This is a genomic window from Wolbachia endosymbiont (group A) of Hedychridium roseum (assembly GCF_964028325.1).
Classification (GTDB): domain Bacteria; phylum Pseudomonadota; class Alphaproteobacteria; order Rickettsiales; family Anaplasmataceae; genus Wolbachia.
In genome coordinates this window covers 765597-780688 of sequence record NZ_OZ034755.1, presented here as the reverse complement: position 1 = coordinate 780688, position 15092 = coordinate 765597, and the positions used below count along the sequence as shown (strand labels likewise).

Annotated in this window: 12 protein-coding genes and 1 rRNA gene; all 13 read left to right on the top strand. The window is 34.8% G+C overall.

What is annotated here, in order from left to right; translation table 11 throughout:
* Window positions 1-44: 44 nt before the first annotated feature.
* Window positions 45-1548 (top strand): 16S ribosomal RNA (locus ABWU23_RS03755).
* Window positions 1549-1648: 100 nt separating this feature from the next.
* Window positions 1649-2026 (top strand): succinate dehydrogenase, cytochrome b556 subunit, encoded by a 378-nt coding sequence (gene sdhC, locus ABWU23_RS03750; RefSeq protein WP_253309858.1) that lies wholly within the window; start codon window positions 1649-1651, stop codon window positions 2024-2026.
* Window positions 2023-2379: a succinate dehydrogenase, hydrophobic membrane anchor protein gene (gene sdhD / locus ABWU23_RS03745; protein ID WP_353270822.1), complete on the top strand. Its 357-nt coding sequence runs from the start codon at window positions 2023-2025 to the stop codon at window positions 2377-2379. The genes sdhC and sdhD overlap by 4 nt, the downstream gene beginning before the upstream one ends.
* A gap of 76 nt (window positions 2380-2455) precedes the next feature.
* Complete coding sequence (locus tag ABWU23_RS03740) at window positions 2456-3718, top strand: hypothetical protein (protein WP_253309856.1); 1263 nt, start codon at window positions 2456-2458, stop codon at window positions 3716-3718.
* Between the two features lie 117 nt (window positions 3719-3835).
* Window positions 3836-5125, top strand: a complete 1290-nt coding sequence (locus ABWU23_RS03735) for a sugar phosphate nucleotidyltransferase (protein WP_353270821.1) — start codon at window positions 3836-3838, stop codon at window positions 5123-5125.
* Between the two features lie 133 nt (window positions 5126-5258).
* A complete protein-coding gene (locus ABWU23_RS03730; protein WP_265017656.1) occupies window positions 5259-6488 on the top strand; it encodes a lipoprotein-releasing ABC transporter permease subunit in 1230 nt (409 codons plus the stop codon).
* Window positions 6481-7212 (top strand): hypothetical protein, encoded by a 732-nt coding sequence (locus tag ABWU23_RS03725; RefSeq protein ID WP_253309852.1) that lies wholly within the window; start codon window positions 6481-6483, stop codon window positions 7210-7212. Before ABWU23_RS03730 ends, ABWU23_RS03725 begins: the two co-directional genes overlap by 8 nt.
* Entirely contained in the window at window positions 7209-8429 is a 1221-nt protein-coding gene (locus tag ABWU23_RS03720) for a heme biosynthesis protein HemY (protein WP_253309851.1), read from the top strand. Before ABWU23_RS03725 ends, ABWU23_RS03720 begins: the two co-directional genes overlap by 4 nt.
* A gap of 209 nt (window positions 8430-8638) precedes the next feature.
* Window positions 8639-9511: an ATP synthase F1 subunit gamma gene (gene atpG, locus ABWU23_RS03715; protein ID WP_264688382.1), complete on the top strand. Its 873-nt coding sequence runs from the start codon at window positions 8639-8641 to the stop codon at window positions 9509-9511.
* Between the two features lie 18 nt (window positions 9512-9529).
* The gene (locus ABWU23_RS03710; RefSeq protein WP_353270820.1) at window positions 9530-10864 is read left to right on the top strand and encodes a TldD/PmbA family protein; all 1335 of its coding nucleotides are present in this window, start codon (window positions 9530-9532) and stop codon (window positions 10862-10864) included.
* 174 nt (window positions 10865-11038) lie between these two features.
* The gene (locus ABWU23_RS03705; protein ID WP_064124857.1) at window positions 11039-11290 is read left to right on the top strand and encodes a cold-shock protein; all 252 of its coding nucleotides are present in this window, start codon (window positions 11039-11041) and stop codon (window positions 11288-11290) included.
* Window positions 11291-11325: 35 nt separating this feature from the next.
* Window positions 11326-12552, top strand: coding sequence for a DEAD/DEAH box helicase (locus tag ABWU23_RS03700; RefSeq protein WP_253309848.1), 1227 nt, complete (start codon window positions 11326-11328; stop codon window positions 12550-12552).
* 204 nt (window positions 12553-12756) lie between these two features.
* Window positions 12757-15063, top strand: coding sequence for an AAA family ATPase (locus tag ABWU23_RS03695; protein ID WP_353270819.1), 2307 nt, complete (start codon window positions 12757-12759; stop codon window positions 15061-15063).
* The last annotated feature ends 29 nt before the right edge of the window (window positions 15064-15092 follow it).

Below are 15092 nucleotides of genomic sequence, written 5' to 3'. Positions count from 1 at the left end.
CGGATTTATCCGATGTACCCTCAACCTTTTATAGGTTGAAGTCTAAATTTGAGAGTTTGATCCTGGCTCAGAATGAACGCTGGCGGCAGGCCTAACACATGCAAGTCGAACGGAGTTATATTGTAGCTTGCTATGGTATAACTTAGTGGCAGACGGGTGAGTAATATATAGGAATCTACCTAGTAGTACGGAATAATTGTTGGAAACAGCAACTAATACCGTATACGCCCTACGGGGGAAAAATTTATTGCTATTAGATGAGCCTATATTAGATTAGCTAGTTGGTGGAGTAATAGCCTACCAAGGCAATGATCTATAGCTGATCTGAGAGGATGATCAGCCACACTGGAACTGAGATACGGTCCAGACTCCTACGGGAGGCAGCAGTGGGGAATATTGGACAATGGGCGAAAGCCTGATCCAGCCATGCCGCATGAGTGAAGAAGGCCTTTGGGTTGTAAAGCTCTTTTAGTGAGGAAGATAATGACGGTACTCACAGAAGAAGTCCTGGCTAACTCCGTGCCAGCAGCCGCGGTAATACGGAGAGGGCTAGCGTTATTCGGAATTATTGGGCGTAAAGGGCGCGTAGGCTGGTTAGTAAGTTAAAAGTGAAATCCCGAGGCTTAACCTTGGAACTGCTTTTAAAACTGCTAACCTAGAGATTGAAAGAGGATAGAGGAATTCCTAGTGTAGAGGTGAAATTCGTAAATATTAGGAGGAACACCAGTGGCGAAGGCGTCTATCTGGTTCAAATCTGACGCTGAGGCGCGAAGGCGTGGGGAGCAAACAGGATTAGATACCCTGGTAGTCCACGCTGTAAACGATGAATGTTAAATATGGGAAGTTTACTTTCTGTATTACAGCTAACGCGTTAAACATTCCGCCTGGGGACTACGGTCGCAAGATTAAAACTCAAAGGAATTGACGGGGACCCGCACAAGCGGTGGAGCATGTGGTTTAATTCGATGCAACGCGAAAAACCTTACCACTCCTTGACATGGAAATTATACCTATTCGAAGGGATAGGGTCGGTTCGGCCGGATTTCACACAGGTGTTGCATGGCTGTCGTCAGCTCGTGTCGTGAGATGTTGGGTTAAGTCCCGAAACGAGCGCAACCCTCATCCTTAGTTACCATCAGGTAATGCTGGGGACTTTAAGGAAACTGCCAGTGATAAACTGGAGGAAGGTGGGGATGATGTCAAGTCATCATGGCCCTTATGGAGTGGGCTACACACGTGCTACAATGGTGGCTACAATGGGCTGCAAAGTCGCGAGGCTAAGCTAATCCCTTAAAAGCCATCTCAGTTCGGATTGTACTCTGCAACTCGAGTACATGAAGTTGGAATCGCTAGTAATCGTGGATCAGCATGCCACGGTGAATACGTTCTCGGGTCTTGTACACACTGCCCGTCACACCATGGGAATTGGTTTCACTCGAAGCTAACGACCTAACCGCAAGGAGGGAGTTATTTAAAGTGGGATCGGTGACTGGGGTGAAGTCGTAACAAGGTAGCAGTAGGGGAATCTGCAGCTGGATTACCTCCTTGGGCTTTGCGCATAACTTACCATTTTTAATGATGGTGTTGTTATGTGCTATACTGCTGTCTTTACTTCTACTTTATTTTAATTTCCCAATAACGAAATTTTATGAGTGATAGGCCTCTTTCTCCACATTTACAAATATATAAAGTACAAGTTACTAGTTTTTTCTCTATTATGCACAGATTGACTGGTATCTTGCTATTCCTTTTATTAATGATACTTTCTTGGTATTTCATATTACATGTTTACTTTCCTGAGTTACTTATAGTAAGGTACTTAAATGCATTATTATTCACTCCTGTTGCTAAATTAGCTTATGTCTTATGTTTTGTAAGTTTTGTATATCATTTTCTTAATGGTATTCGTCATTTATTGTGGGATGTTGGGCTTAATTTAGAAATTACTGGCGTTTCAAGGAGTGCTATACTGCTGACAGTAACGCTACTTCTTTCTACTATTGCTTTTTTATTTATGTTTATATGAGTCAATCTGGAAATTCAGTACATCATTGGTGGGTCCAGCGTGTTTCTGCAGTAATTTTACTGCTCCTGTTTCCTTGGTTTATCTATTCATTTTCTTGCCCATTTTATACTGATAGCTCTTTGTCTTTTAGTGAAAAATTTATTAATCACCCTCTAGAGCTTTTATTTTTTGTTGTATTGTTGTTTTGCATTTTTTGGCACGCAGTTCTTGGAATGCAGGTAGTGTGTGAAGATTATATACACAGCGTATCTCTAAGGATTTTCACAATTACATGCATAAAGTACTTATCAAGCATTACTTATATAACCCTCGCTTTTACAATCTTTGTCTTCTACAGGCATATTTTCTTGTAAAATTGCCAATTCTGTGTTAATATATTATTAGTGTACTAGTTTTATCATTGAACTATAGCGATTTTGTTTTAGCAATATGTTAGAGACATTGAAAAAGTGGGGAATAGACCTTACGCTAAAGGTGAAGGATCTATTTAGTTCATCTGAGTCTCAAGTTTATGTCAAAGACCTTAGAAAGGTAATGATATATGAGGATGGACGAAAGTGTCAATATCCAAAAAATTATGATCAGATTGTAGATTCTGGGAGAGTTGTAAAAAAAAATGACAAGCTTGTAAAAAATAAAGACGGAAATCCAGAGTACCAGCTTATATATAATGAATACGAATTTGATCTAGCCTTGGTTAAGGAAATTGATAAAAAATCTTACTTTACTATTGACTTTTTAGTTAGTAAAGGTAGGCGTGAGGTTAATGATTATAGTAAATTTTATAAGCCATTTAAGTTTTCAAAAATAGATCTTGAAAAACACTTGCCGGTCTTTGAGGTTGATACTAAGTTACTTAGATTAACTAATTCTTCTTTTCTTGCTAAAAAAGGTTGCTTCATCAATGATGACACGGGAGAAGTTGATGAGAAAGATAGAGATGAAAAAGGAAGAAATGGAAAATTACTATACACTAGTGATTACAAGAAGCTAAGCACCCATTTTTCAGAAATTAGAGATCAGAATAATAACTTGGAGCTAGATAAAAGTCTTATATCTGTTCCTATTATTTTCGTTGCAAGCTTGGCTAAAGTTTGTACTAAATTGTTGACTTCTCTTCCTATAAAGTTAGGGGAGTATTTAATAAGCGAACAAAACCCAATTGCAAAGTCTTTTGGCTATCTTTTGTTCACCCCTGCAATGGCAGTAAAAAATTTAGTGAATATGGGAGCTACCATACTTAAGGCTCCAATTTTATTATTTGTAGCAGATAAGAAGAAGTATGGTGATGCTTACTTCACTATGTGGAAACACCAATTGAAAGGATGTTGGGAAGAAGCAAAAAGTGACTTTAATGTTATTAAAGGTGGAGAAAGGCTAAAGCCAGGGCAAAAGGATCATAAGCCACTTAGTATAGTGGGCACATGGGATGAGCTTAATGCTAGAAGGCCAGGTATTGAAAAAGACTTAGAGAAGCCGTCAAATAAAAGTAGTGAAAGTATAGATAAATCTAGAGAACCAGATATTGGAAAAAGCTTAAAGAAGGAGAAGTTGCAAAACAAAAGTAATGAGAAAATAGCTGCGTCTAAAAAAGCAGATGTTGAAAAAGTGAGTGATACTCCTCATGTTAATGAAGTACTAAGCAGACGGAGTTCATTGCAAGACGAAAAATTTCAATTACCTCCTCGCTAACCGGCCACTACTTTAAATTAACATTTACTTTCTTTATTAACTATTCCACAACAAAAACTTGCATGTATTTTACTATTAGCATAAGATGTTAATTATTTAATTAATTTTCTTAACTATATGCGCCCTGTAATACTATGTGGTGGTAGTGGCAGCAGACTTTGGCCTTTATCGAAGCCAAAGCAATTTCAAAAAATATTTAGCCATAACACTATGTTTCAGAACACTTTATTGAGGCTAAAAAGTGGTTATATGCCACCCATAATTGCCACAAATATACAGTACGAGTTGTTAGTGAAGAAGGAGTTGCATGCGCTGCGAGAATATAAAGTGATTTTCGAACCAGTGAAAATTGGAACAGCAGCAGCGATATTAATTGCTGCGCTTCTCTGCAATGAAAACGAGATAATGTTAATTCTGCCTTCAGACCATTTTATAGGTGATTTGAATAATTTTTATGCTTCTGCTCACAAAGCATCTCAGCTAGCTTCTGAAACTAACTCTATAGTTACGTTTGGAGTTAAGCCTCATGAATTCAATTCTGAATACGGCTATATAAATGCAGTTTATGATTATAAGGAAAAGTATCATATAGTAAAGGATTTCATAGAGAAACCTGAGCATGTATTAAGTAATGATTATTATTGGAATTCTGGAATATTTGTGTTCAAAGCAAAACGCTATATAGATGAGATCAAAAAATCTGCCCCGACTCTTTATAATTTATGTTTTGCAAGTGTGAAACATTTCACACCGCAAGAGAGATTTCTGTATTTAAAACAACGAGATTTTGCAGGAATTGAAGGCGTCTCTATTGATTACTTGGTAATGGAAAAAGCAAAAAACGTTGCAATGATAGAAGCTAATTTCGATTGGCTGGATGTTGGAACTTGGAATTCAGTTTTAGAATTGAGTGAGAAGTTTACGTCGTCATTCCGACATGTAACAAAAAAAAGAGAGCCAGTTTCAACGACAGAAAGTAATAAAAATTTATTGGGTGGAGCTTATAAGCAACCAAACAAAAGCCTAATATCGTTTATTAATAAGGTTAAGAAAGCAAAAGCGATAAGAAGAGAAATCAAGCCATGGGGATTTTGTAGTATAATTTTAATAGGCGAAAATTTTCTTATAAAATATCTTTTTATAAATCCATTAAGCTGCACTTCTAAGCAATTCCATCACTATAGAGATGAATACCATATAGTACTATCGGGAGTTGGGTATGTTAGTTTAGGCGACAAAGAATATGCTATAGTAAAAGACCATATGATAGAAATCCCAAGGGAAGTTTCCCATAGGATTGAAAATAGAAGCACAAGCTCTCCACTTGAAATAGTTGAATTTCAGATAGGAGAGCATTTATCTGATAATGATATAGTGAGGTTGGATGATGTATATGGAAGATTTTGAAATTCTAATGTTAAAGATACTCTATAAGTCTGCTAAATTTAAAGGAGTAAAAATATCTAGTTTTCAAATAAAGAAAAGTCTACAATTATACGAAGTTTCAAGAATATAATGTTTAACCTCAAAATATTTTGTAATGTCCATTGCCTTTGAAATTACTATGGCTGCTTGCTATTTGCGAGCGAAAAATGCCAGATTTTGCTCTATAACGACTTTGTTCTCTATTATCGGCATTGCCCTTGGAGTTGCAACACTAATAGTGGTGATGTCTGTGATGAACGGATTCAGAGCAAAGTTGCTTGACTCAATACTTGGCATTGATGGCCATATTAATGTTTATTTTGATAGGAACATAAATTCAGATTACTGCACAGTTTCGAAATCGATTGAGAAAATTCCTGGTATATTAAAAGCTACTCCTATGACCAATGATCAAGTTATTATTGTAGCAAATGGTAAAATTGCAGGTAGCGTAGTGCGAGGTGTGTCAACTAAAGATTTGCTTGATAGTACTACCATTACAAATAATGTAATTATAGGTGATGTAAAAAAATTTGATGAAGGGATAATAATAGGAGCACGATTGGCAGAAGCTTTGAACGTTGACTATGGCGACAAAATTACGTTTATATCATCTGAAGAATTTGATGCATTACTTGGTGAAATGCCGCGAATGAAAAAATATAAAGTTATAGCAATATTTGATATGGGTATGTTTGAGTATGATAATACCTTGATATATATGCCTCTAAAATCAGCACAAGCCTTTTTTAATTATGAAAATAGCATAAAAAATATAGAAGTACTTGTAGACGACGTTACTAGAGCTGGTAAGCTTGCAGATGCTATAGAAAAAGAAATAGGAATGAAAGCTGAAAGTTGGCAATCACAGCAAAGCCATTATTTTAGTGCTTTAAAAACTGAAAGAAATGTGATGTTTTTAATTCTTACTTTGATTATAGTTGTAGCAGCGTTTAATATTATCTCAAATTTAATGATGATAGTGCAAGAAAAGAAATCCGCGATTGCAATTATGCGTACATTTGGTGCAACAAGTGGAAGCATTATGCGCATATTTTGCGCTTGTGGTCTATTAATCGGTTTTACGGGAACTTGTCTTGGCTGTATTATAGGTGTCGTTTTTTCTCTCAATATCGAAAGTATTAGAGTGTTTTTAGAAAACATTACTAACGTCAAGCTGTTTGATCCTATGATATACTTTTTTTCAAGTTTACCGGTGATATTAGTCCCTCAAGATGTAGTAAGTATTTCTGCACTTGCGTTACTCTTATCATTTTTAGCGACAATTGCTCCTGCATTGCAGGCAGCTGCACAAGATCCTGCGGAGATACTACGTTATGAATGATACTCAGCAAAAGTACATAGGTTGGTTCTTAATTGTATTGTTATTTACCGGTTACATCACAATAAATAACATAATCTTTTTTAAAATAAGTCAGCAAGAAAGCGAAGACAATATAAATGTTTTAACGGAAAAAATAGATGAATTCAGAATGTCACTTGAAGTTAATCAATCCAGGGTAGAAAAAAAGATATTTGACTTAAAGAGAGGTCTGCACACTCAATGTGAGCAAGGTGATGGTAGCTCAAGGTATAAGAACCTCGCAAGATTGCTGCTACTTGTAGTTAAAATGAAGAATTCGTTATTGCGAGAAGCAAAATTTGATAATCATATAAATTCAATAAAGCCTTTGATATCAGAGCTTGATGATCCAGAGATAGAAAATGCAGTAAATGAATTGGAAAGTTTGAAAGAGGTAGATACTTTACGTGAGTTGAAGTTATCTTTTGAGAAGACCATTGCTGTTATTAACTACAATAAAAGTACATTGTCTAAAAAAATCATTTCAAACTGGATTAGAATACAAGATAAAAATGACCCATTAAGGGCAAAATTCGCAGAAATTGAGGAGTCAATAAACGATAATGATTGGCAAAATATAACTGTTACAGTAAGCAATTTAACGCATTCAGAATTCAAGCCATGGCTGAATAAATTGAATGGTTTTATTGTAGCTTCTAAGAATATTTCAACAATATATCATCACTTATTACAATATATCTCATGATTTATTTTATAATTTTCGCTCTTTCGTTTTTATTTGGCATATGGGTCAAGGTAAGTGGTGAAGTAATAAAATTGGAATTAGGCAATTACACTATAAGTATTGATCTATATTTCATTATTTTTACTTGTGTAGTTTTATTATTTTTATTAATTACACTTGTACGCTTTTTTTCCTCCATTTTATCAACATTTGCCAACATAAGAAATAGAAGAAGGGATAGGGAAGAATTGCTTCTCTTTGAAGCTTTTTTTAGCATAGACTTAGACAATATAGAGAATGCTGAAAAGCTAGTTAAAAGTCTAAATGAGAAGAGTGATAAGTTATCTTTAATAAAGCTCTTTAACTCAGGTAAGACGGGAAATTACAGCTTTTTCAGTAACGGTTTAACAAACGTTGCAAATAAAAATCGTAACTTAGCTCTACTTCTGGCCAATAAGCTGATTGTTCACCTCAAACAAGAAAAAGTAGTCTTTCAAAAATTTATAGAATATTGCTCTAGTTCAATTAATGATAAAATGCTATCTATTCCCTTTCAAATAGAGCATTGCATATTGAAAGAAGATTGGATTAATGCAATTTTGAAGTTGAGGGAAGCAGTTAAGTTCAATATTTTTCTTCCCTTTGACCATAAAGAAATGTTTGCAGTTTTTTATTGTGCTTTGGCAAAACAATATGAAAGTAAAGGGGATTTTAAAGGGGCTATAAAGTCTTTACTCAGAGCACAAAGTTATTATGCAACTTTTCGGCCCATTAATTATTTAAAGGCAGAATTATATATTAAACTTGGAAAAATCAGAAAAGCTTCTGCAGTGCTAGAGGCAGAATATGCAGTAAATCCTACTCCTCAGTCAGCTAAAATGTACATCAATTTAAATAGTAAAGGTGCTGAAAGACTATACAACTTACGCCCTGATTATTATTTTAGTTACTGTTTACTTGCTTTGTCCTCAATGAGTTCAGGTAAATATGATCTTGCAAGTCAATATTTAGACACTGCTATGAAAAAGGCTAATTACATGTCAATCTACTTTATTGTAATACAACTTAAGGTTACATTGCAAGAACACGACAAGGTAATTTATTGGCTAAACAAGATGGGCTCAGAAGCTTTGCCTGATCCGGGCTGGAAGTGTAAAAATTGTAACAGAGAACTAAAGCAATGGGATCATAAATGTTCAAATTGTAATAGTTTTAATTGCGTTTATTATATATTATAAGGTTCCACAAAGTGTGATGATAATAATATATGGGAAATTACCATCAAAGACCTCTATTGAACAATTTTTGGAGTAGATCTCTTAATATAACCCTTATTTCAAAATAATAAACCTGCAAGTTTTTTAGTTAGACTTGGTTCTAATGTCAAAAAAACTTGCTTTTAGACACTAACAATTATATATTTTAATAAATCAGGGTTGTATACAAAATGAAGAGCTTAAAGGAATTATCCTTAAGAATTAAGAATATTAGGTCTGTACAGAAAACCACGAAAATAATGCAAATGGTTTCTGCAGCAAAGTTATTACAAAGCCAAAAGAAATTATCAAATTCAAAATTATATATATCTAAGCTGCATAGCATTATTTCTTCATTAATGCTATCAGTTGATCAAAAATTACTGGCAAAAATTCTAAATATCAGTAATGACGGTTCTTACCTAGTATTCATTGTTGCGTCTGATCGTGGCTTGTGCGGCAACTTTAACTCTTCTATTGTCAAATTTAGTCAAGAGCGTGTAAATAAGTCAATCGCAAATGGCAAAAAAGTAGATATTGTATTTCTTGGTAAAAAAGCTTTTGATGTAGGTAAAAATAGGTTTGACTCTAAAAGTATCTTAAAAATTGAAAATAGTAAGGGGATCACGTTAAAGCACGTAGAAGCTTTGGTTGGTGGTATAGATCTAAGTAAATACGATAAAGTTAAAGTTTTTTATAGTAAATTCTATAATACCTTCACGCAAAAACCAATGTTGGAAACAATAAAACCATGGAGTAAAGACTCATCCTTGATTGATAACTCTCTGGCTGGTCCAACAACAGATTACGGCTATGAGTATGAACCACAAAATATTGAATTTATTTTAAAATCTTTGATTCAGGATTACGTTGTAATTGCTCTTTACTCTGCTTTACTTGAAAGTGCAACAAGTGAGAATAGTGCTAGAATGGTTGCTATGGAATCAGCAAACAGAAACACTAAAGAGATGCTGAACAAACTAGCATTGCTTTATAATCGTTCTCGTCAAGCAGCAATTACAACTGATTTAATTGAAGTTATAGGTGGTGCAGAGTCTTTATAAAAATCTAAGGAATAGAAAATGAATATATTAAATATTGCAGCAGATATCACTAAATTAATAAAAAAGCAGAATCAAGATGCGGAAGTTACAATATATGAAACTAATAAGACTTCAGTTTCTCAGCGTCTATCAAAAATTGAGCAAATATCACAATCTAAAAATTGCACTGTAGGAATCAGAGCTATAGCAGGTAAAAACAAAGCTGCGTATATTTCTACAAACGATTTGAATAATCTTAGTGATACGGTAAGCCAAGTGGTAGAAATGGCAAAGAATGCGCCAGAAGATCCTTGCATTAATTTTGCTGTAAATGGTAGTAATTATATCTCTTCTGCAGATTTAAGTATCTCAGATAATAATGTTGTAACCGTTGATAACCTAAAAGAAATTGCTGAAGCTGCAGAAAATTCAGCCCTTGCACATAAGAGTATCACTAATTCTGAAGGAGCCTCTTCTTCATACGCTTTAGTGAATACAGTATTATCGACTGTTTCTGGTTTTATTGGCTCGTTTAGTAAATCAACCTTTGCTAATCAGGTCTCTGTTGTTGCTGGAAGAGAAAGTGAAATGAAGGTTGGTTACGATTATGATATAGCATGTAATTTTAGTGATTTAAAGTTGCCAGAGTTAATGGGAAAAGAAGCAGCAAAAAGAGCAGTTGATCAATTGAATTCACGTACAATTAAAACTGGTAAATTTCCAGTTATTTTTGAAAAAAGAGCAGCAAAAGGGCTAGTAAAAAGTTTTGCTTCTGCTATAAATGGGAGCAGTATTATAAGCAACAGTTCTTTCTTGAGGGGTAGTTTAAACGCTCAGATTTTCAACGATAGAATTAATATTGTCGATGATCCATTGTTGCCAGGAGGCATAGCATCGAGACCATTTGATGGAGAAGGGATAACTAGCAAGAAAAATATATTTGTAAAAAACGGAATATTACAAAATTGGATTTTAGACTTATACTCGGCTAGAAAATTAGACTCAGAAACAACCGGAAGTGCAACTCGTGCAAGTAATGCTGCAGTTATTCCTGCAGCTAGTAACCTCTACATTGAGAATGGTAATGTATCGTTTGAAGAATTAATTCAGGAAGTGAAAGAGGGAATATATGTAACTGATTTATTTGGTTTTGGTGTTAATTTAATCAATGGCGATTACAGCCAAGGCGCTTCCGGATTTTTTATAGAAAATGGAAAAATAACGTATCCAATACATGAGATTACCATTGCTAGCAATTTAAAGGATATGTTTAGCAATTTAGTCGTTGCAGATGATCTAACTTTTTGTGGGCAATTTAATTCACCAACGATTAAAGTTAGCGAAATGACGGTTGCAGGTTCGCTTAACGATTAAAAAATTTATTTGCATTAAGTACAACAATTGTGTATTATTGTCATGTAATGTTAAGAATAGACTATGGAGTATAAAGGTTTAGTTTCAATAGCTAAGCTTAAAGCATTCTCAATCGTAATTTCAAAGTTTTTCATCACATTAGTAATGTTAATTAATAATTTAGGAGTTGTTTAAATGGAATTTGGTAATGTAAAATGGTTTAATGCCGAAAAAGGCTATGGTTTCATCAAGCCGGAAGGTAAAGGGGGTGACGTTTTTGTACATATTAGCACGTTGGAACGTTCAGGAATAAGGCCTGAGACACTTAAAGGAGAGAATAAAGAGAAGGGGATAAAAGGAGAAAGGGTGAGTTATGAGGTTAAAGAGGAGCGTGGTAGAAACGGAGAAGATAAAAAATCTGCAATAAATTTAAGATTGGAAGATTAATCTATTATGAAGTCTTTTAATAGGGTTAACGTATTGTGAATAATTTTTATGAGATGGGTCTCCCAGCTTCGCTTACACAAGCTCTAGATAAAAATAATCTTTTCGTCCCAACTCCGATTCAAATACAAGCGATTCCCTTAGCGCTACAAGGTAAAGATATTCTTGGGTCTGCTCAAACGGGAACTGGAAAAACTTTGGCATTTGCTATTCCGTTGGTTGCTAAGTTGCTGAATGAGCCTAACACTGGTTCAGCTTTAGTCATCGTGCCAACCAGGGAGCTTGCGCATCAGGTAACAAATGAGATAAGAAAACTCTTATTTCAAAATTCTGCACTAAGGGTCGCTTTATTGATTGGTGGTGAGCCTATTTTTAGGCAGCTAAATCAGCTTCAGAAAAAACCACAAATTGTAATAGGTACTCCTGGTCGTATTATAGACCATATTGAGCGTAAAACTTTGATTACTCGCAATGTTAGCGTTCTTGTGCTTGATGAAACGGATCGTATGTTTGATATGGGCTTTGGAATTCAAATTGAAGGGATCATGAAATATCTGCCAAAAATACGGCAGACTCTTATGTTTTCTGCAACTCTTCCTAGTGATATAGTTAAACTTACTGAGAAGTACCTTAATCGACCAGAACGTATTTCTGTTGATTGTGAGACTACAACTTCTGTAAAAATTAAGCAAGAGATTGTTTATGCATCAGAATCAGAAAAATATGAAAAGCTTGTTACACAACTATGTCAGCGCGAAGGATCAATCATTATCTTTGTCAAAACAAAGCAAGGAGCGGATCAGCTAGCTAGCAGATTGCACAAAGATGACTATAGCGCTTTAGCAATTCATGGTGATTTAAGGCAGCACAAGCGCGAAAGGGTCATTAATTCTTTTCGTCGTGGCCGCAATCAAATCATGGTTGCAACAGATGTTGCTTCTCGCGGCCTTGATATTCCCCACATTCAACATGTTATCAATTATGATGCACCACAATCGCAAGCTGACTATATTCATCGTATAGGCAGAACTGCACGTGCTGGAGCTGAAGGGCATGCGCTATCTTTTGTTACACCTCAAGATAAGAGAAGACTGCCTGCATTGGCAGACAAAGAAGGAGAGCCAAATTTTGATTGTAGTGTGCAATTTAAAAAACGTAATAGCAAAAAGGTCTTTAAAAGGCCAAGTACGTTAAAGACTAAATACGGTAGAAAAAAGATCAATGCATTTAAGAAGAAAAGCAGAGTACTAGAAAAAGCATATTAAATAGGATTTACCTACAACTTGATAAGCGTAAAACTCGTCATTCCGCTACTCATTAGCGGAATCTATGTTGAGATATCGCGGTGCTATGACGTAGATCCAGAGTGGGGATTCAAATTGGCTACAGCGAACTGCTGGATTTCAATTTTTTTAATAATTGTGTGCTATTCATTATATATGAGTTCCCACTTTTAAAGAGAATAGGAGATGATTTCCAAAAACTTAGAGGCAAGTTTGAATAGAGCGCTACTCATTGCTTCTAATTTTAATCTAAAATATGCGAAAGTAGAACATTTATTGCTGGCGTTAACTAAAGACGTGGATGTAAATTACGTTTTATCAAGATGTAATATCAGAGCCGATGAAATCATCAATATGGATAACATTCTATCAAGATGCAATATTAAGGCTAATGATTATAATAATAATATAAAAGGGTTTTTACAAAGCAGTTCTGAATTGATTATCAGTGGAGTTAAACCTAGCTCAATGTTTCAATGCATAATACACAGAGCAATAATACGGGCTCATAGCTTGGGAAAAAAAGAAATAAATGGAGCAAGTGTTCTAGTAGAAATTTTGTCTGGGCAAGATTTATACGTTGAAGATCTATTGCAGAAACAAAGTGTGAAAGATTCCAATTTGATTTACCATATATCTAATATGAAATACTTGAGCGATATAGATGAATACACCACCAATCATAAAGTAAAACTTGATAAAAATAATGACGCTCCTACTACAGTAAATAAAGGTGAGCTACTAAAAGATGAGGAAGTTCTACAAAGTTATTGTAAAAATTTAAATGACTATGCAAGAAGCAAAAAAATAGATTATGTTATTGGTCGTGATTATGAATTAAATCGCACTATAGAAATATTATTGAGGCGTAGAAAAAACAACCCTTTATATGTTGGAGACCCAGGTGTTGGCAAAACAACAATAGTTGAGGGTTTGGTACTCAAGATCATTGAAGGCAGTGTTCCGAGTGCGCTCAGGTCCAGTATAATTTATGCTTTGGATTTAGGATCACTCCTTGCAGGGACACGCTACAGAGGTGATTTTGAAGAGAGAATAAAATCTATAATAAAAGCGATTGAGGCAAAACCAGGTGCTATCCTTTTTATTGACGAAATACACACTATCATTGGAGCAGGTTCTACAAGTGGTAGCTTTCTTGATGCAGGTAACCTACTCAAACCTGCGCTTGCAAGAGGTACACTGCGTTGTATAGGTGCAACTACATATAGAGAATACAGCACTAGTTTTGAAAAAGATAAAGCACTAGCGAGAAGGTTTCAAAAAATTAATGTTAAAGAATCTTCTGTTAATGAAACGATAAAGATACTAGATGGTATAAAGCACTACTATGAAGGGTATCATGGAGTATATTATACAAAGAATGCCATTAGGTCTGCGGCTGAACTTTCGCATAAGTATATTACTAGGCGAATATTACCTGATAAAGCGGTTGATGTTATTGATGAGGCAGGGGCATATTGTAAATTGCTAAGAAACAGGGGTAAAATTGTAAATAGTAGAGATATTAAGAATACCATTACTAGAATTACAAATGTGCCTTGCGGATCTGAATCTGATGATTTGCAGAAAGTAAAGTCTTTAAAAGCTAATCTAGAAAAGGTGATTTTTGGCCAAGAGCAGGCAATAGAATCTCTTGTTAATTCTATTAAAATTGCTAAATCTGGGTTGAGAAATTACAATAAGCCTTTAGCAAATTATCTTTTTGCAGGGCCAACCGGTGTTGGTAAAACCGAGCTAGCAAAACAATTAGCAGAAAGCATGGGCATGAATCTTATACGCTTTGATATGTCCGAATATATTGAATCTCATACGATATCAAGGATGATTGGTTCTCCTCCTGGATATGTAGGTTATGATCAGGGTGGATTACTCACAGAGTCTGTATCTAACAATCAATATAGTGTTGTGCTGCTTGATGAAATTGAAAAGGCCCATAGCGATATCTATAATATATTGCTACAAATTATGGATTATGGTTGTGTTACAGACACTTACGGACGTAAAGTTAACTTTTCCAATATAATTTTAATTATGACAACTAATGCAGGAGCAGTTGAACGCAGCAAAAGTTTTGTTGGCTTTGGGCATAAAAATTTTAACATTGGTGATAGCGAAAAAGCAATAGAACAGGTTTTTAGCCCTGAATTTCGTAATCGTCTTGATGCGATTATTTCTTTTTCTGACTTAAGTACGGATGTGATTTTGCATATTGTGGATAAATTTGTCCTAGAACTGAAAAAGCAACTGACGCAAAAAGGCATAAACTGCTTGGTAGAGGATGAAGTGAAATCTTATCTTGTACAAATGGGTTATAGTAAGGAAATGGGAGCACGTCCGATAGAGAGACTTATTGAAAAAGAGATAAAAAGTTACTTAGCGGAAGAAATACTGAATCGTAAATTAATAAAAGGAAAGAAATTAAGAATCTATATGAATAAAGTAGAAAATAAAATTGCTTTTAATATAGTTTAAAATCCTTGTATTGAACTTCATCTTTGTTA

Excerpts from the sequence above, each read along its gene's own strand:
- sdhC (WP_253309858.1), top strand. The coding sequence starts at position 1,649 with ATGAGTGATAGGCCTCTTTCTCCACATTTACAAATATATAAAGTACAA.
- sdhD (WP_353270822.1), top strand. The coding sequence starts at position 2,023 with ATGAGTCAATCTGGAAATTCAGTACATCATTGGTGGGTCCAGCGTGTT.
- ABWU23_RS03740 (WP_253309856.1), top strand. The coding sequence starts at position 2,456 with ATGTTAGAGACATTGAAAAAGTGGGGAATAGACCTTACGCTAAAGGTG.
- ABWU23_RS03735 (WP_353270821.1), top strand. The coding sequence starts at position 3,836 with ATGCGCCCTGTAATACTATGTGGTGGTAGTGGCAGCAGACTTTGGCCT.
- ABWU23_RS03730 (WP_265017656.1), top strand. The coding sequence starts at position 5,259 with ATGTCCATTGCCTTTGAAATTACTATGGCTGCTTGCTATTTGCGAGCG.
- ABWU23_RS03725 (WP_253309852.1), top strand. The coding sequence starts at position 6,481 with ATGAATGATACTCAGCAAAAGTACATAGGTTGGTTCTTAATTGTATTG.
- ABWU23_RS03720 (WP_253309851.1), top strand. The coding sequence starts at position 7,209 with ATGATTTATTTTATAATTTTCGCTCTTTCGTTTTTATTTGGCATATGG.
- atpG (WP_264688382.1), top strand. The coding sequence starts at position 8,639 with ATGAAGAGCTTAAAGGAATTATCCTTAAGAATTAAGAATATTAGGTCT.
- ABWU23_RS03710 (WP_353270820.1), top strand. The coding sequence starts at position 9,530 with ATGAATATATTAAATATTGCAGCAGATATCACTAAATTAATAAAAAAG.
- ABWU23_RS03705 (WP_064124857.1), top strand. The coding sequence starts at position 11,039 with ATGGAATTTGGTAATGTAAAATGGTTTAATGCCGAAAAAGGCTATGGT.
- ABWU23_RS03695 (WP_353270819.1), top strand. The coding sequence starts at position 12,757 with ATGATTTCCAAAAACTTAGAGGCAAGTTTGAATAGAGCGCTACTCATT.